At 71.5% G+C, this 16,773-nt stretch carries 18 protein-coding genes; 8 read left to right on the top strand and 10 right to left on the bottom strand.

Annotation, left to right across the window (positions count from 1 at the left end; genetic code table 11):
- Window position 1: 1 nt before the first annotated feature.
- Window positions 2-1,195 carry a UDP-galactopyranose mutase gene (glf, locus tag AC29IT_RS07525; protein ID WP_358443762.1) on the bottom strand — a complete coding sequence of 398 codons (1,194 nt, stop codon included), beginning with the start codon at window positions 1,193-1,195 and terminating at the stop codon, window positions 2-4.
- A 266-nt stretch (window positions 1,196-1,461) separates the two neighbouring features.
- On the opposite strand from glf, the gene AC29IT_RS07520 reads away from it, so the two are divergent.
- Entirely contained in the window at window positions 1,462-2,688 is a 1,227-nt protein-coding gene (locus AC29IT_RS07520) for a glycosyltransferase 87 family protein (protein WP_488218237.1), read from the top strand.
- Between the two features lie 95 nt (window positions 2,689-2,783).
- Here the strand turns inward: AC29IT_RS07520 and AC29IT_RS07515 are convergent, their stop codons facing one another.
- On the bottom strand, window positions 2,784-3,593 hold the full coding sequence (locus AC29IT_RS07515) for an HAD family hydrolase (protein ID WP_488218236.1): 810 nt from the start codon (window positions 3,591-3,593) through the stop codon (window positions 2,784-2,786).
- A gap of 176 nt (window positions 3,594-3,769) precedes the next feature.
- Here AC29IT_RS07515 and AC29IT_RS07510 point away from each other — a divergent pair, with 176 nt between their 5' ends.
- Window positions 3,770-4,642: an LLM class flavin-dependent oxidoreductase gene (locus AC29IT_RS07510; protein ID WP_358443754.1), complete on the top strand. Its 873-nt coding sequence runs from the start codon at window positions 3,770-3,772 to the stop codon at window positions 4,640-4,642.
- Window positions 4,643-4,692: 50 nt separating this feature from the next.
- Here the strand turns inward: AC29IT_RS07510 and AC29IT_RS07505 are convergent, their stop codons facing one another.
- Window positions 4,693-5,310: a helix-turn-helix domain-containing protein gene (locus tag AC29IT_RS07505; RefSeq protein ID WP_488218235.1), complete on the bottom strand. Its 618-nt coding sequence runs from the start codon at window positions 5,308-5,310 to the stop codon at window positions 4,693-4,695.
- A 106-nt stretch (window positions 5,311-5,416) separates the two neighbouring features.
- On the opposite strand from AC29IT_RS07505, the gene AC29IT_RS07500 reads away from it, so the two are divergent.
- Window positions 5,417-6,052, top strand: a complete 636-nt coding sequence (locus AC29IT_RS07500) for an endonuclease (RefSeq protein ID WP_488218234.1) — start codon at window positions 5,417-5,419, stop codon at window positions 6,050-6,052.
- On the opposite strand, the gene serS is transcribed toward AC29IT_RS07500, so the two are convergent.
- Genes serS through AC29IT_RS07485 form a run of 3 tightly spaced genes read right to left on the bottom strand, consistent with a single transcriptional unit; the run spans window position 6,053 to window position 9,180 of the window.
- Complete coding sequence (gene serS, locus AC29IT_RS07495; protein ID WP_358443745.1) at window positions 6,053-7,318, bottom strand: serine--tRNA ligase; 1,266 nt, start codon at window positions 7,316-7,318, stop codon at window positions 6,053-6,055.
- Window positions 7,319-7,370: 52 nt separating this feature from the next.
- Window positions 7,371-8,537 (bottom strand): glutathionylspermidine synthase family protein, encoded by a 1,167-nt coding sequence (locus tag AC29IT_RS07490; RefSeq protein WP_488218233.1) that lies wholly within the window; start codon window positions 8,535-8,537, stop codon window positions 7,371-7,373.
- Window positions 8,538-8,541: 4 nt separating this feature from the next.
- Window positions 8,542-9,180, bottom strand: a complete 639-nt coding sequence (locus tag AC29IT_RS07485; RefSeq protein WP_488218232.1) for a hypothetical protein — start codon at window positions 9,178-9,180, stop codon at window positions 8,542-8,544.
- 204 nt (window positions 9,181-9,384) lie between these two features.
- Between AC29IT_RS07485 and AC29IT_RS07480 the strand changes: the two genes are divergently transcribed.
- Both AC29IT_RS07480 and AC29IT_RS07475 read left to right on the top strand, forming a co-directional pair.
- Window positions 9,385-10,386, top strand: a complete 1,002-nt coding sequence (locus AC29IT_RS07480; RefSeq protein WP_488218231.1) for a septum formation family protein — start codon at window positions 9,385-9,387, stop codon at window positions 10,384-10,386.
- 4 nt (window positions 10,387-10,390) lie between these two features.
- The gene (locus AC29IT_RS07475) at window positions 10,391-10,741 is read left to right on the top strand and encodes a metallopeptidase family protein (protein ID WP_488218230.1); all 351 of its coding nucleotides are present in this window, start codon (window positions 10,391-10,393) and stop codon (window positions 10,739-10,741) included.
- Between the two features lie 2 nt (window positions 10,742-10,743).
- Here the strand turns inward: AC29IT_RS07475 and AC29IT_RS07470 are convergent, their stop codons facing one another.
- Together AC29IT_RS07470 and pheA are read right to left on the bottom strand one after the other, a co-directional pair.
- Window positions 10,744-11,385: a histidine phosphatase family protein gene (locus AC29IT_RS07470; RefSeq protein ID WP_488218229.1), complete on the bottom strand. Its 642-nt coding sequence runs from the start codon at window positions 11,383-11,385 to the stop codon at window positions 10,744-10,746.
- A complete protein-coding gene (pheA, locus tag AC29IT_RS07465; RefSeq protein ID WP_488218228.1) occupies window positions 11,382-12,305 on the bottom strand; it encodes a prephenate dehydratase in 924 nt (307 codons plus the stop codon). Before pheA ends, AC29IT_RS07470 begins: the two co-directional genes overlap by 4 nt.
- 120 nt (window positions 12,306-12,425) lie before the next feature.
- On the opposite strand from pheA, the gene AC29IT_RS07460 reads away from it, so the two are divergent.
- Window positions 12,426-13,025, top strand: coding sequence for a macro domain-containing protein (locus tag AC29IT_RS07460; protein ID WP_358443726.1), 600 nt, complete (start codon window positions 12,426-12,428; stop codon window positions 13,023-13,025).
- 391 nt (window positions 13,026-13,416) lie between these two features.
- Here the strand turns inward: AC29IT_RS07460 and AC29IT_RS07455 are convergent, their stop codons facing one another.
- Window positions 13,417-13,890, bottom strand: coding sequence for an Hsp20/alpha crystallin family protein (locus AC29IT_RS07455; protein WP_358443723.1), 474 nt, complete (start codon window positions 13,888-13,890; stop codon window positions 13,417-13,419).
- A gap of 225 nt (window positions 13,891-14,115) precedes the next feature.
- On the opposite strand from AC29IT_RS07455, the gene AC29IT_RS07450 reads away from it, so the two are divergent.
- Both AC29IT_RS07450 and AC29IT_RS07445 read left to right on the top strand, forming a co-directional pair.
- Window positions 14,116-14,643, top strand: a complete 528-nt coding sequence (locus tag AC29IT_RS07450; RefSeq protein WP_488218227.1) for a DoxX family protein — start codon at window positions 14,116-14,118, stop codon at window positions 14,641-14,643.
- 60 nt (window positions 14,644-14,703) lie between these two features.
- Complete coding sequence (locus AC29IT_RS07445) at window positions 14,704-15,339, top strand: response regulator (RefSeq protein ID WP_488218226.1); 636 nt, start codon at window positions 14,704-14,706, stop codon at window positions 15,337-15,339.
- 275 nt (window positions 15,340-15,614) lie between these two features.
- On the opposite strand, the gene AC29IT_RS07440 is transcribed toward AC29IT_RS07445, so the two are convergent.
- Complete coding sequence (locus AC29IT_RS07440; protein WP_488218225.1) at window positions 15,615-16,754, bottom strand: GAF domain-containing sensor histidine kinase; 1,140 nt, start codon at window positions 16,752-16,754, stop codon at window positions 15,615-15,617.
- Window positions 16,755-16,773: the final 19 nt, after the last annotated feature.

The following is a 16,773-nucleotide window of genomic DNA, read 5'->3' as shown; positions in this document are numbered from 1 at the left end:
GTCAGTCCTCCAGCGAGCCGTCCAGCGAACGGCCCTCGGTGAAATAGGGGGTGAGCTTGTTGTCGAACATGCTCAGCGCCGAGCCGATCGCCATGTGCATATCGAGGTACTTGTAGGTGCCCAGCCGGCCGCCGAAGAGCACCTTGCGCTCCTTGGCCTCGGCCTTCGCCTTCTCGCGGTACGCCTCGAGCTTCGTCCGGTCGTCGCCGGTGTTGATCGGGTAGTACGGCTCGTCGCCGTGCTCGGCGAACCGCGAGTACTCCCGGACGATGACCGTCTTGTCCTTCGGGTGCCGGTCCTCCCGCTCGGGGTGGAAGTGCCGGAACTCGTGGATCCGGGTGTACGGCACGTTCTCGTCGGCGTAGTTCATCACCGGGGTGCCCTGGTAGTCGCCGGTCGGCACGACCTCGGACTCGAAGTCGAGGGTGCGCCAGCCCAGCTCGCCCTCCGAGTAGTCGAAGTAGCGGTCCAGCGGGCCGGTGTACACCACGGGCACGTCGGCGGGCAGCTCGGCGCGGACGTCGAAGTAGTCCGTGCTGAGCTTGACCTCGATGTTCGGGTGCTCCGCCATCTTCTCCAGCCAGGCGGTGTAGCCGTCGACCGGGAGACCCTCGTAGGTGTCGTTGAAGTAGCGGTTGTTGAAGTTGTAGCGGACCGGCAGCCGGGTGATGTTCGCGGCGGGCAGCTGCTTCGGGTCGGTCTGCCACTGCTTGGCCGTGTAGCCGCGCACGAACGCGTCGTACAGCGGACGGCCGATCAGGGAGATCGCCTTCTCCTCCAGGTTCTGGGCGTCGGCGGTCTCGATCTCCGCCGCCTGTTCCGCGACCAGCGCCTTGGCCTCGTCCGGGGAGAACGCGCGACCGAAGAACTGGCACAGCAGGCCCAAGTTCATCGGGAACGAGTAAATCTGTCCCTCATGCCGGGTGAACACCCGGTGCTGGTAATCGGTGAAATCCGTGAACCGGTTCACGTACTCCCACACCCGCTTGTTCGAGGTGTGGAACAGGTGCGCCCCATAGCGGTGCACCTCGATACCGGTTTCCGGTTCCGGTTCCGAATAGGCGTTTCCGCCGATGTGGTCACGTCGGTCCAGCACCAGCACCCGCTTGTCCAGCTGGGTGGCGGCGCGCTCTGCGATCGTCAGTCCGAAGAATCCGGAGCCAACAACGATCAGGTCATAGCCTGCGAAGCTCACAGCCGTCGAGGGTAGCGGCCAGCCGACGGCGCCCGGGAACCGCGTTGAGGTTCCCGTCCCGAATCGACTACGACACGTGTTTTTGCAGGTCCTACGGGTGACACCAAGTCCGATCAGGACCGATTGCGTACCACGAACAGTGACCTCCCAGCACCCTCCGGAGTCGCCGTCGGGCTCGGCGTCGCTCTCCGGGGCGACAAGACCGGCGAGTCGGATTCGGTAGCATCGCCGCGGCCCGCTCCCGGACCTGGAAGGTGATCTCAGGCGTGTCCAAGGTCCGAGACGGCCGATACCTGCTGGTGGCCGCGATCGTCCTGGAAGCGCTGGCGATCTGGTTCGTGCACTGGATCGACACCCGCGGCTACATGGACACCGAGATTTACCGGCTCGGTGCCCGAGCGTGGCTGAACGGTTACGAGATCTACGGCGATCTGACTCCCGAATCCCCGGACAGCACGACCCTCCCGTTCATCTACCCGCCATTCGCGGCGATCGCCTTCACCCCGCTGTGGTGGTTGTCCGGAGATGCCGCCGTCGTCGTGGTCTCGGTGATCTCGCACCTGTCGATCCTGCTGACCGCGTATTCGCTGGCGCGTTCCTCGCCGTACCTGGCGCCGAACGCCGGCTCCGTCGCGGTGGCCACCGCGGTCGCCCTTCCGTTCATGACGATCATCGAACCGACCCGGGACACGGTGAACTACGGGCAGGTCAACCTGCTGCTGATGGGACTGGTGGCCGCCGACTGCCTGCTGCCGCGCACCCGGTGGCCGCGCGGGCTGCTGGTCGGCATCGCCGCCGCCATCAAGCTCACCCCGCTCGGCTTCCTGCTGCTGTTCCTGCTGCGCAAGGACTTCCGGGCCATGTCGGTGACGGCCGTGACCTTCGCCGGGACGGTCCTGCTGGGGCTGCTGGCCGCGCCGGACGACTCCGCGGACTGGTGGCTGGACAAGATGTTCTCCACCGGCGAGGACATCGGCGCGGTGTACGCCGGGAACCAGACGCTGCGCAGCCTGCTGGCCAAGCAGGACATCACCGGGTCGGCGCTGGACGCGCTGTGGATCGCCGGATCGCTGGTGCTGCTGGTGCTCGCCGTGCTCGGGATGCGGTACGCGCTGCGCACCCGGAACGTGCCGCTGGCGCTGGTCGTCAACGCGGTGCTGGTGCTGCTGGTCTCGCCGATCTCCTGGTCGCACCACTGGGTGTGGGCCGGTCCGGCGCTGGTGCTGGTGTTCGCGATGGCCTGGCGGCACCGCTGGTACGGGATCGGGATGTACGCGGGGCTGTGCGCGCTGACGGTGCTCGTCGCGCCGCACTGGTACCTGCCCAACACCGGGGACCGGGAACTCCAGTGGACGTTCTCGCAGCAGGTCGTGGGCAATTCCTACGCGCTGCTGGGCATCGGGTTCCTCATCGCCTGCGCCGCCGCTCAGCTGCTGCACCGGCCGCGGCCCGCGGTGGAACCGGTCGCCGAACGCGTCGGCACCGGGGTCTAGCCAGGACGCCGTGTCCGCCTCCCCAGTTCGAACACGGCGCCGTCGGATGTTCATCGGATCTTCACGCCGCCCGCGGGCGGCACCGGGTCAGCGGGTCACGGCCACCAGCGCTCCAGCACCTGCGCGACCCCGTCCTGCCCGTTGCAGGTGGTGATCTCGTCGGCGATCTCCAGCACCCCCGGGTGCGCGTTGCTCATCGCCACGGCGTGCCCCACCCAGTCCAGCATCGGGATGTCGTTGGGCATGTCGCCGAAGCCGATCACCGCGTCCGGCGGGACGCCGTACGCGTCGGCGACGAACGCGAGCCCGCTGGCCTTGTCCACGCCCGGCGCGGACAGCTCCACCGGGCCGCCGCCCATCGAGCAGGTCAGGCACAGCCGCGGCCCCAGCACCTCTTCCACCGCGGGCACCAGGTCGGTGCGGCTGTCCTCGTGCAGCACCATCAACTTCGCCGCGGGCCGGTCGAACAGCTCGGCGCGTCCCACCACCCGGATGTCCCGGTTCGGCCAGACCCGGTGGAACCCGGCTTCGGCGAGGAACTGCTCGGCCACGTCGTCCCGGGCCCGGCCGGTGGAGCGCTCCACCGCGAACGTGCAGCCCGGCAGCGCCTCGCGCAGATCGCGGGCCGCGTCGCGCAGCTGCTCCGGTTCCATCTCGGTGCGGTGCACCACCCGGTCGGCCTCGGCGTCGTAGACCACCGCGCCGTTCGAGCACACCGCGATCCCGGCCACGCCGAGACCGTCCACTATCTGCGGCACCCATCGTGGTGGTCGTCCGGTGACCAGCACGAACGGGGTGTCGTCCACGACGGCGCGCACGGTGCGCGCCGTCCGCTCGCTGACCTGGACCGACGGGTCCAGCAGCGTTCCGTCCACATCGGATGCGACTAGCGCGGGTTTGTTCACGCGGGACATGCTGGCGAGACGGCGCCCCGGCCGTGGCTGATTAATCGGGCTTCACCTGACAGTGTGGATCTTTCAGGATCGGCCGCGGACCACTCCGACGTGCGGCAGGCACGAAACCTGGTCAAGAGCTCGAACAGGGTCGAACCCGTCCGGGTGGTACCGATACGGTCAGCGGTGTGCGCGTTGGGATTGTGATACTGCCCGAACATCGGTGGTGGGCTGCGGAGCCGCTGTGGCGGATGGCCGAGGAGTACGGCTTCGCCCACGCCTGGACCTACGATCACCTGGGCTGGCGGTCGCTGGTCGACAAACCCTGGTTCGACGCGGTGCCCACCCTCACCGCGGCCGCGACCGTGACCTCCACGATCCGGTTGGGCACGCTGGTGGCCTCGCCGAACTTCCGGCACCCGGTGCACTTCGCCCGGGAGATCACCGCGCTCGACGACATCTCCGATGGCCGGATCACGCTCGGCATCGGCGCGGGCGGGCCCGGTTTCGACACCACGGTGCTCGGCGGGCAGCCGCCCGCCCCGGCCGACCGGACCGAGCGGTTCGAGGAGTTCGTCGAGCTGCTCGACAAGATCCTCACCCAGGACAACACCAGCTGGTACGGCGAGCACTACACCGCCGTGGAGGCCCGCCGCGCCCCCGGCTGCGTGCAGCTGCCGCGGTTGCCGTTCGTCATCGCCGCGAACGGGCCGCGCGCCATGCGGCTCGCGGCCCGCTACGGGCAGGGCTGGGTGACCACCGGCAACGGCGGGGACGACGTCGAGTCCTGGTGGCGCGGCGTGGGCGAGCTGACCAAGAAGTTCGACGACGCGCTCGCCGCCGAGGGCAAGGCCCCGGCCCGCGTCCACCGCTACCTGCAGGCGGACGCGGCCCCGGCGTACTCGATGAGCAGCGTGGAGTACTTCAAGGAGGTCGTGGGCCGCGCCGCCGAGCTCGGCTTCACCGACGTCGTGACGCACTGGCCGCGCACCGACTCCCCGTACGAGGGCACCGAGTCCACCGTCGAGGAGATCGCCTCCGAGGTCCTCCCCGAGCTCTGACCCGGTGTGGAGGGCCCGTTCGACCAGCGGCCGGACGGGCCCCCGATCCCCTACGCGGGCGGGTCGGTGGTGAGCAGGGTGGCGCCCACGGCCAGGAACTCGGCGGGTTCGCCGCCGGGCACCACCAACCGGTGTGCCACGGTCGCGCCGAAGCTCGCGCTGTCCCCGGGCCGCAACGTCACCGAGTCGTGCTCGAACTCGATGCGCAGCTCGCCGCTGAGCACGTACAACCAGTCGTGCCCCTCGTGCTGCACCGGCCGCACCCCGACGCTCGTCGGGTCCAGCCGGTAGCGCGCCGCGTACATCCCCGGCAGCACCGAGCGGGGGGTGAGCACCTGCACCGCGAGATCACCGGATTCGACGGTGGGCACCTCGTCACCGCGCAGCACGACCGCGGCCGGGCCGGGCACGGCGTCGGTGAACAGCTCGGCGAGCGCCACGTCCAGCGCGCCGGCGACCGCCGTGAGCTCCGGCAACGTCGGCGTCACCTGCTCGTCCTCGACGGCCGTGAGCCGTTCCTCGGTGAGCTTCGCCGCCTCGGCCAGTCCGGTCCCGGACAGCCCGCGTTCGGTGCGCAACCGGCGGACCCGCTCGCCGATGCCCGCCAGTCCGCGGCCGTCCGCGCCGTCGCCGGGCGCGTTCTGTCGTTCAGCTGATGGATCCGCCACGCCCACCACCATAAGCGCTGGTCCACCGCGCATCCCGGCATCGGGCCCCGCGTGCCGGTGTGGCCGCGAGCACGCCCGGGTAGGCCGGGCCCGAGGAGGTGCCGAGATGTCCGAACGGTCCACCGCCCGCGCGCTGGTGCGCGAAGCGGGCACCACCTACGCCGAGCAGGCGGGCATCGCGCTCGCCGACAAGCCGTCCCCGCTGTACCGGCTGCTGGTGCTGTCGGTGCTGCTGTCCACCCGGATCAAGGCCGAGATCGCGGTGTCCGCGGCCCGCGAGCTCGGCGAATTCCCCACCACCGAGCGGATGCGGGACGCGACCTGGCAGCAACGGGTGGACGCGCTGGGCCGCGGCCACTACGTCCGCTACGACGAGAGCACGGCGACCGCGCTCGGCCGGGGCGCCGAACTGGTCCTGGACCGCTACCGCGGCGACCTGCGCCGGATGCGCGCCGCGGCGGACGGCGATCCGGCCGAGGTGCAGCGGCTGCTGCGCGAGGTGCCGAGCCTGGGCCCGGTCGGCGCGCACATCTTCTGCCGCGAAGCGCAGGCGGTGTGGCCGGAGCTGCGCCCGCACTTCGACCAGAAGGCGCTCTCCGGCGCCGAGAAGGCGGGCCTGCCCGCGGACGCGCACCGGCTGGCGGAGCTGGTGCCCGCGGACGACTGCGCCCGCTTCTCCGCCGCCCTGGTGCGCATCACGCTGGAGAAGGGGCTCCTCCGGGAGATCACCGCGTCGGCGTGATCAGGCGACCGGTTCGAGCACTTCCCGGCCGCCGAGGAACGGCCGCAGCGCCTCCGGCACCAGCACGGAACCGTCCGGCTGCTGGTGGTTCTCCAGGATCGCCACGATCCACCGGGTGGTGGCGAGCGTGCCGTTGAGCGTGGAGGCGATGGCGTTCGGGCCCTCGGCCTCCCGGTAGCGGGTGTTGAGCCTGCGCGCCTGGAACGTGGTGCAGTTCGAGGTGGAGGTCAGCTCGCGGTAGGCCTGCTGGGACGGGACCCACGCCTCGCAGTCGAACTTGCGGGCCGCGCTCGCCCCGAGGTCGCCCGCCGCGGTGTCGATCACCCGGTACGGCACCTCGATCTTGGCGAGCATCTCCTCCTCCCACGCGAGCAACCGTTCGTGCTCGGCGCGGGAGTCCTCCTCGCGGCAGTAGACGAACATCTCCAGCTTGTTGAACTGGTGCACACGGATGATGCCGCGGGTGTCCTTGCCGTAGGAGCCCGCTTCGCGGCGGAAGCAGGTGGACCAGCCCGCGTAGCGCAGCGGCCCGGAGGCGAGGTCGAGGATCTCGCCCGAGTGGTAGCCGGCCAGCGGCACCTCGGAGGTGCCGACCAGGTACGCGTCGTCCTCTTCGAGCCGGTACACCTCGGTGGAGTGGGAGCCGAGGAACCCGGTCCCCTCCATGATCTCCGGCCGGACCAGCACCGGCGGCACGACCAGGGTGAACCCGGCGGCGGTGGCCTGGGCGGCGGCCATGTTCAGCAGCGCCAGCTCCAGCTGGGCACCGATACCGGTGAGGAAGTAGAACCGGGCGCCCGCGACCTTCGCGCCGCGCTCCATGTCGAACGCGCGCAGCCCCAGGCCGAGGTCCAGGTGGTCCCGCACCTCGAAGTCGAACTCGCGCGGGGTGCCGACGTGCTTGAGCACCACGAAGTCGTCTTCGCCGCCGGGCGGGGTCTCGGGCTCGACGATGTTCGAGACCTTCTTCTGGGTGCTGAGCAGCTCGGCGTCGGCCTCGGTCTGCTCGGCCTCGGCCTGCTTGACCTGGTTGGAGAGGTCCTTGGCGCGGGCCAGCAGCTCGTCCCGCTCCTCGCCCTTGGCCTTGCCGACCTGCTTGCCGAGCTGCTTCTGCTCGGCGCGCAGCGTGTCGGCGCGGGACACCGCGGACCGGCGACGCTCGTCGGCGGAGAGCAGCGCGTCCACGAGGGACGCGTCCTCACCTCGGGCGCGCTGCGAGGCGCGCACGGCCTCCGGATCTTCGCGAAGCGTCTTGAGGTCGATCACAGCAGGTCAGCCTAGTCGGTATCCGGGGTGCCCTCCGCGCGGGGCACCGGGGTCAGGAACCGGGGATGCGGTGCGGGACGAACGCGGCGCCGTCGTCGGTGATCAGGCCCGCGGTCTCCCGGATGCCGAGGCCCGCGGCGGAGTCGCCGACGACCCAGGCGCCCAGCGCCGGCCGCATCCCGTCGAACTCGGGCAGCGGGTCGAACGCCTGGTAGACGTAACCTTCTTCGCCGTAGAAGCCGCCGGTCTCGGTCTCCCAGCCGGGCGCGACCACGGTGATGTTGTTGCCCTCCCGGCCGAGCCGCGGCTTGCGCACGTACTCGGTGAGCATGCCGGGCTGGTCGAGGAACGTCGGCAGCAGGTTCGGGTGCCCGGGGTACATCTCCCACAGCACCGCCAGCAGCGCCTTGTTGGACAGCAGCATCTTCCACAGCGGTTCGATCCACTGGGTGGCGGGCAGCGTGTGCACCGCGTGCTTGCCGAAGTCGTCGTCGACCATCCACTCCCAGGGGTAGATCTTGACGACGGAGTTCATCGGCGCCTCTTCGAGGTCGACGAAGCGCTCCAGCAGCGGTTCCCAGCCGATCTCCTCGATCACCAGGCCGACGGTGTCCATGCCCGCCTCGGCCGCGGTCTCCTGCAGGTAGGCGGAGGTGATGTTGTCCTCGCCGCTGGTGTCGGAGCCGGACCAGGTGAAGTGGACCTCGCGGGTGGCGAGCTGGTCGGAGATCTCGCCCCAGCGCTCGACCAGCTTCTCGTGGATCGAGTTCCACTGGTCGTCGCCCTCGTGGCACTCGGTCAGCCAGTTCCACTGCACGACCGCCGCCTCCAGCAGCGAGGTCGGCGTGTCCGCGTTGTACTCCAGCAGCTTCGCCGGGCCGGAGCCGTCGTAGCGCAGGTCGAACCGGCCGTAGAGGTGCGGATCGTGCCGCTTCCACGACTCGGCGATGTGCGGCCACACCCACTCGGGGATGCCGAAGTCCCGGTACCGCTCGGTGGTGACCACGTGGTCCACCGCGTCCAGGCACATCGACTGGAGCAGCTCGACGTCCGCCTCCAGGGAGAGCACCTCGTCCAAGCTGAACTCGTAGTGCACGCTCTCGTCCCAGTACGGGCGCTGCGAGCCGTCGGCCGCCCGCGCCGGGGTGCCGAACACGAGACCCAGTTCCTCGACCTTGCGCTGCCAGTCCGGCCTGCGCCCGGTTGTCCTCCGCCGCACTCGTTCAGCTCCCGCTGCTGCCGCTCTTGTTGCTGATTCCGAAACCGCCGCGCTGCACCGTCTGCCCCTTGGTGTTCTTGATGTTCGCGTCGGCGGGCTTGGTGAAGTTGGGGCTCGACACGGGCTGGCCCACCGGCGGGGCCGCGGTGCCGGGCGAGGTGTAGCCGTACCGGTAGGAGTTGTAGTTCCCGCTGGGGGCGCCACCGGGCAGGAAGATCGGCATGAAGAACATGCCGCCGCTGTGGTACCCGCCGTGGCTCTGCACGTAGTTCTCGTCGCACATGTTCGGGTCCTGGACCGTCGTCTGGCCCTGACCCGTGGCGCAGTACTCCTGGACCGCGGTCTGCTCCTGGCTGTACGCCGATGCCGAGTAGAACGCGGCGACCAGCGCGACCACGCCGACGGTGACCCCGCCGCCGACCATCACGCGCCGCCTGGTCTGCGTCTTGCGCTCCTGCTCGGCGAGCGCGGCCTGCGCCTGCTCCTCCTGGCGCTTCTCCGCCGCGATCCGGGCCCGCTTCTCGGCGAGCGTCGGTTCCCGCGGCGTCGTCGTCTCGTCCTGGAAGCGCATCCGGCCGGGGGTCCCCTGCTCACCCGGTTGCTGCACCTCGTTCGGCCGCGTCACATCGTCAGCCCCGCCCATGGGCGGCTGGTCTCTGCGGTCCGGCCCGTCCTGGTCTGCCAATGGTCTGCCATCTTCCGTCATCGCCCACTCCCAGCGGCAACACTACCCATCGCGCACCCGCGCCGGGTACGCCTCGGTAGGACGCACCGGGACACGAAACGGTTTCAACTCGATGCGTGCGCGTTTGGGCACGGGTCCGGGCCGCCAGGCATGATGTGATCGATGGCCGAGCGCAGCGATCCCCAGAAGCACCGCCGGAAGAAGCCCAACACCCGGCTGGTGATGATCGCCGCCGCCATCGGTGGGGCGCTCGTGCTGCTGATCAGCGCGCTGCTGAACACACCCGGCCAGGGCGGATCCGGCATCGGCGGACCCGGCCGGGAAGGCGCCGCCCCCGCCACCCCGCCGGTATTCGAGGCCGCGGCGGGCAGCTGCCTGCACTGGACGGAAGCGGACGCGGCGGACATCCGGCCGGTCAAGTGCCGCGAACGCCACCTGTTCGAGGTCACCGGCAAGGCTGATCTCAAGGCCGATTTCGCGGGCACCGCGCCCTACCCGTCCGCCGAGCAGTGGCAGCAGCTCAAGCAGGAGCGGTGCACCACCGTCTCGGAGCAGTACCTGCGCGGCAGGCTCGACCCGGACGGCCGGTTCTCCGTCGGCGCGTTCACGCCCAGCGAGAAGGGCTGGGGCTCCGGGGACCGCATGCTGCACTGCGGCCTGCAGCAGCCCGGACCGTCCGGGGAGCTGTTCGCCAGCCAGGGCAAGGTCGCCGACCAGGACCAGTCCAACACCTACGAGGCAGGCCGCTGCCTCGGCATCAACGGCACCGAGGTGTGGGACCCGGTGGACTGCGCGCAGCCGCACTCGGTGGAGATCACCGGCGCCGTCGACCTCGGCGAGCAGTTCCCCGCCGACTACCCGGCCGAAGCCGACCAGGACGGGTTCCTCGCCACCCGCTGCGGCGAGCTCACCGCCGAATACGCGGGCAGCCCGACCGCGGTGCAGGACAAGAAGCTCGTCCCCTACTGGGACACGCTCTCCGAGGAGAGCTGGAACGCCGGGTCGCGGCAGGTCAACTGCAAGGTCAGCGCACAGCTGCCGGACGGCAGCGGCCTCGCCCCGATCACCGGCAGCGTCAAGGGCGACGTGCAGGTCGGCGAGGAACCGGCGCCGCAGAACACCGCCCCGATCCAGCCCGGCGTCCCCGCCGCCGGGGAGCGCTGAACCGGTGCCGGTGGAGATGACCCGGGCCCGGTTCGAGGAGCTCGTCGCCGATGCGCTCGACCTGGTGCCCGAGCAGTTCGCCGCCGCGATGAACAACGTGGTGGTGCTCGTCGAGGACCACAACGAGGAAGACCCGTCGCTGCTCGGGCTGTACTTCGGGGTCGCGCTCACCGAACGGGACAGCACCTACGCCGGTGTGCTGCCGGACCGGATCTCGATCTACCGGGAACCGCTGCTGGAGATGTGCGACTCGGAGGACGAGGTCGTCGACGAGGTGGCGATCACCGTGGTCCACGAGATCGCGCACCACTTCGGCGTCGACGAGGACACCCTGCACTCGCTCGGCTGGGGCTGAGGTCAGTCCGGCAGGTCGTCCCACCGGGCGCAGCACCAGCCCGTCGGCGACGCCGAATCAGCCTCCAGGACGATGATCCCGGTGTTCGGCAGGTAGGCGGCGCTGGTGCGGCGCGGCCCCACCTCGGGCGCCAGCCGGGACGCCACCAGGCGCACCATCGCGCCGTGGCTGACCAGCACCACCGAGCCGGTGGTGACCTCGTCGAGGACCGGCTGGGCGGAGGCGAAGAAGCGGGCGAGCGCCTGGGTGCCGGTCTCCCCGCCGGGCATCGACCGGTCCGCGCCGTGGTGCCAGCCGTCGTAGACCTCGTCGAACAGCTCCCGGGCTTCGAGGTCGCCGCGGCCTTCGAGCTCGCCGACGAAGATCTCGTGGGTGCCGTCGAGGATCCGCACGTCCAGCCCGTGCCGGTCCGCGGTGGGCCGCGCGGTCTCCTGGGCGCGCAGCGCGCGGCTGGCGTGCACCGACAGCACCTTCTCGGTGCCGAGCCGGTCCGCCAGGTCCGCGGCCTGCCGCCTGCCCTGCTCGGTGAGCCCGGGACCGGGCGGCAGCGTGTCCAGCAGGCCCGCGACGTTCGACGGGGTCTGCCCGTGGCGCACCAGCACCAGCCGGAGCCCGTCGGCGGGCGGACGCAGCAGCGGGGTCATGCGGTCCCTCCTTCGCGCAGCCGGGCCAGCCAGCGGGCGGACGCCTGGAACGCCTGCTCCGACACCGGGGTGGGCACGCTGGCCGGCGAGTGGTCGGCCTTCGGGTAGGAGCCGAGGAACCGCACCTCGCTGCACCGGCGGTGCAGGCCGCTGAGCGCGTCCCCGACGCGGGCGTCCGCGACGTGCCCGTCGAGGTCCAGGAAGAACCGGTACTCGCCGATCCGGTCCTTGATCGGGCGGGACTCGATGCGGCTCAGGTTGATGCCGCGCAGCGACAGCTCCAGCAGCATCTCGGTGAGCGTCCCCGGCTCGTGCGCGATCACCGCGGCGACCGAGGTGCGGTCCGCGCCGGTCGGTTCGGGCAGCGGTCCGGGCCTGCGCAGCAGCAGGAAGCGGGTGACGGCGTCGGTGTTGTCGGCGACCCCGCGGGCGAGGCGCTGCAGCCCGTCGAACAGCTCGATCGCCAGCGGCGAGGCGACCGCCGCGTCCAGCTCCCCCGCCGCGACCTGCTCGACGGCGGCCGCGGTGGACGACGCCATCCGCACGTCGGCGCCCGGCAGGTTCGCCGCGAGCCAGCCGCGGACCTGGGCGATCGCGTGCGGGTGGCTGGCGACGGTGCGCACCTGGTCGGCGGTGGTCCCCGCGCGCACGAGCACGTCGAACTGGACGGTGACCGTCGCTTCGCTGACCGCGATCAGCGGGTCGCCGCCGGCCAGCGCGTCCAGCGTGGCGGGCACCGAGCCCTCCACCGAGTTCTCCACCGGGACGCCGGCGGCGAGGACGTCGCCCGCGCGGAGCGCGGCGAGCGCCTGCGGCACGGACTCGTAGGGCAGCAGCTCGGCGTCGAAGCCTTCGGTGAGGATCCTGGTCGCCTGTTCGGTGAAGGTTCCGGGCGGCCCCAGGTAGGCGATGTGCGGCACGGGCACCAGCCTACGGGCCGGACGGAACGTCCCACTCGGACCCGGACCGGTGATCAACTTTCCCCGGAGGTGTGACCTACCCAATTACATTCAGTCGCCCGTTCCTGCGATGCTGTCGGTGTGACCGCGGACTCGGAGCGCTCATCGGACCGAGCGGAGCCGGAGCTGCGGCTCGTCCTCTGCGCCTTGGACGAGCCGCTGACGGCAGCGTGGCGCGCCGTCGCCGCCGACCGCGACAACCTCGACGTCCACCAGGGTTCCGTGCTGGACCTGCGGGTGGACGCGGTGGTGAGCCCGGCGAACTCGTACGGCTGGATGCGCGGCGGGGTCGACGCCCTGTACGCCCGGGCCTTCCCGAACGTGGAGGAGTCCGTGCGCAGCGCGGTGCTCGCCTACCACGGCGGTGAACTGCCCGTCGGCGAAGCACTGCTGGTGCCCACCGGTTCGCCCTCCCCCGCCTGGCTCGTCAGCTCCCCGACGATGCGCCAACCGGGTGAAGTTCTGCCGATCGACACCGTGCACCCCTACCTGGCCGCGCGGGCGGTGCTGCGGCTGTGGACCGGCGGGATGCTGGAGAACGGGATGCGGGTGCGCGACGTGGTCCGCACGATCGCGCTGCCCGGCCTGGGCACCGGTGTCGGCGGAGTCGACCCGCAGCGGTGCGCGCACCAGGTCGCCGCGGCCTGGGACGAGACCTTCGCCCGCGCCGACCACAGCTGAACCGCCCCGGCACGAGCGCGACCCCTGCCCGCCGCACCCGAGCAGCGACCGCCCGGGCGCACTCGCACCGCGGCGCGCACTCAGCAGGATTCCGCCGCGGACGGCGTCGTCGCCTGCGGTGAGACCACCCGACGACGGTTCCACGAGGAGAATCCCGCTGACTGCCCGTCGCTGAACCTGCCCGGCGGGTCGTGTCGGCCTTCCGTCAGCGGCGAAGCCGCTGAGCCAACGACCACCTGAGACACCGGCACCGCAGCGGGTTCTCAGCGGCTCCCTCGCGAGGACAGCGATTTCTCCTGTGGCGGAGCCACCGGTGAAATCGATCCCGCAGCGAGGAAGCCGCTGAGGTTCCGCCACCCGCCCCGACGAGAGCTCGGAGCGGACGGGGCGATCACTGCTCGTCAGCGGCGCGGTTCCGGACCGCGATCTTGGTGGGGGCCGCCTGCTCCAGAGCGCCGCGCACCCGGACTTCGAGCACGCCGCGGTCGTAGTCGGCCTCGACCTGCTCACCGGTCACGCCCTTCGGCAGCCGGAAGCCGCGGCTGAACTCGCCACCGCGCAGCTCGCGGACGAGCACCCGGTGCGGCGCGGACCCGTCCGCGTCCTCGGCCGGCGCCTCGGTGCGGGCGCTGCGGCTGCCGCTGATCTTGAGGGCGCCGTCGGCGACCTCGACGGTCACGTCCTCGACGTCCACCCCGGGCAGGTCCAGCCGGAACACCAGGTCGGAGCCCTCGCGCAGCACGTCGGCCGCCGGGGCGTACCGCTGCTCCGCGCCGCCGCGCCCGTGGAACGCGCCACGGATCAGGGCGTCGAACTCCCGGTCCAGGCCGGCGAACTGGTCCCAGCCACGAACGGCAAGAGCCATCACTCATCACTCCTTCGTCGACTCCGGGACTCCACCGGCTCGGCTTCGGGCCGACCCGGACACCCGGTCACTGCGGTTACATGAGTGCCAACGGCTCAACTTTGCGGATTGTTCCCGGCGCAGCGAACCTTTTTCCGCGGACTCCGGCCGCAAGATCAATTCCACGGCGGGGCGGCGCCCGCGCGGCGCGGTACCGTCGAGGCCGCGTCCACCTAGGAGGTACCCATGCTGATCCGCCGCCTGGCCCGCCCGCTGCTCGCCGCGATCTTCATCAGCGGCGGCATCAACGCCCTGCGGGACACCGGAGGCCACGCCAAGGCCGCGGCGCCGTTCCTGGACAAGACGGTCGGCAAGGTCGAGGACTCGCTGCCGGAACAGGTGCCGACCGACGCGGTGACGCTGGTCCGGCTGGACGGCGCGGTGAAGCTCGGCGCCGGAGTGCTGCTGGCGCTCGGCAAGGCACCGCGGTTCGCCGCGCTGCTGCTCGTGGGCAGCACGGTGCCGACGACGCTCGCCGCGCACGCCTTCTGGGAGATCGACGACCCGCAGGAGCGCGCCGGCCAGCAGATCAACTTCCTGAAGAACATCGGCCTGATCGGTGGCCTGCTCATCGCCGCCGTGGACACCGAGGGCAAGCCGTCGGTCGCCTACCGCGCCAAGCACGGCGCCTCCCGGGTGGCCGAGCAGACCCAGGTCAACGCGAAGGCCGCGAAGAAGATGGCCCGCAAGGCGAAGCGCAAGGCCCGGCGCTGACCCCGCGGGTCAGGGGACCCTTACCTGCACGACCGGGTGATGCGGTCGTAGCGTGAAGACGTGCCGGTACGCGTGCTGCTCGTCGACGACCACGAGGTGGTCCGCCGCGGCCTCCGAGACCTGCTGAGCACCGAGTCGGACCTGGACGTGGTCGCCGAAGCGGGCGGGGTCGGCGAGGCCGTCGTCCGCGCGCAGGCCGCCGAACCCGACGTCGCGGTCGTCGACATGCGGCTGCCCGACGGGGACGGCTTGGACCTGTGCCGCAAGCTGCGCGCGCTGCCGACGCCGCCGCAGTGCCTGGTGCTCACCGCCTTCGACGACGAGCAGGCGCTGATCGGGGCGATCAACGCGGGCGCCGCCGGCTACCTGCTCAAGCAGGTGCGCGGACGGGACCTGGTGAACGCGGTGCGCGAGGTCGCCGCGGGCCGCTCGCTGCTGGACCCGGTGACGACCGCGCGGGTGCTGGAACGGATGCGGCGCGGCGCGGAACAGCCCGCCGACGAGCTGGACGCGCTGACCGAGCAGGAACGGCGGGTGCTGGACCTGATCGGCGAGGGCCTCACCAACCGGCAGATCGCGGAGCGGCTGTTCCTGGCGGAGAAGACGGTGAAGAACTACGTCACCGCGGTCCTCGCGAAGCTCGGCATGGAACGCCGCACCCAGGCCGCGGCCTGGGTGGCCCGCCGCCAGGGCTGACGCCCCGCACAACGCGCGCCCCACCCGCCCGAGCCCGATGGGCCAACGGGCCACCCACCCCGACCGACCCATCAGGTGAGCGCCCCACCCGCCCGAGCCCGATGGGCCAGTGGGCCACTCACCCCGGTTGAGCGATCAGGTGAGCGGGCCGCCCGACCGAGCACGTGGTGCTGGTGGGCCACTCACCTCGGTTGATTCGTCGGGGTGGTGCGTGGGGCTGGGGTCGGGTTCCGCTCGGGGTGCCGGGGCCGGCTCGCTGCGGGCTGGACTACCGGTCAGAGCGGGACTTCCCAGGTGATCGTGGTCCCGCTGTCCGGCGACGAGTGGATGACGCAGCGCCCGCCGGAGGCCGCCGCGCGCTCCTCCAGGTGCCGCAGCCCGCGCTTGGTGACGTCCCGCGGTATCCCGCACCCGTCGTCCACGACCTGCAGCCGCATGGCCCGGTCCGAGCAGCGCACCCGCACCAGCACGACGCGCGCTCCGGAGTGCCGGACGACGTTGGACAGGGCTTCGCGGAGCGCGGCCCGCAGGTGGTCGGCGAGCGCGACGGGCACTTCGCCGAGGTCGCCGGTCATCTCCAGCTTCGGCGGCCTGCCGAGCAGTTCACCGGCGATCTGCACTTCGGAGCGGATCGAGTCGGCCAGGTCGGGGGCGTGCGCGGGCGTCTCCGGGTCGGCGGAGCGCAGCGTGCGCACGGTGGCGCGGACTTCGGCGATGGTCTGGTCGAGCTGGTCCATCGTGTCGGTGAGGCGCTCGGAGTCGGCCGGGTCGAGGCGCCCGGCGAGCCTGCGGTCCAGCACTTCCAGCTGCATCCCGGCGGCGTAGAGCCGCTGCACGATGACGTCGTGCAGGTCGCGGGCGATGCGCTCCCGCTCCTGGTAGACGGCGATGCGTTCGCGGGCGGTGGAGCCTTCGGCGAGGACCAGGGCGAGCCCGGCCTGCGCCGCGAAGCCGGTGAGCACTTCGACCGCGACGCGGGTGAACGTGGTGGCGCCGCGGCGCCGGTAGACGGCGAGCGCGCCGAGCCTGCGCTCGCGGGTGCCGAACGGGGCGACGGCGAACGGCCCGTAGATCCGCAGCGAGGACGGCACGTAAGGGGCGGTCAGCGGGTCGTCGATCAGGTCGTCGACGACGATCGGCACGCCGCTGCGGGCGACGCGGGCGGCGGCGGAGCGGGCGGAGAGCACGGCCCCGACCGGATCGCCGGAGGACGCGGGTTCGGCGGGGTAGGCGGCTTCGACGGTGAGCCTGCCGTCGTCGGCGCGGACCATGACGAGCCCGAGGTCGGCTTCGGCGAGCGCGGCGGCCCGGCGCACCACCATCGGCAGCACCACGTCCGGGTCTTCGGCGGACAGGGCGGCCTTGGTGATCTCGGTGGAGGCGGCCAGCATGCGCCGGGCGAGTGCGGGGTCCATGGCGTCCACGAGGCTAGCC

It is taken from the genome of Saccharopolyspora sp. MMCC62 (assembly GCF_057736575.1).
This window is presented reverse-complemented; position numbering and strand designations above follow the sequence as displayed.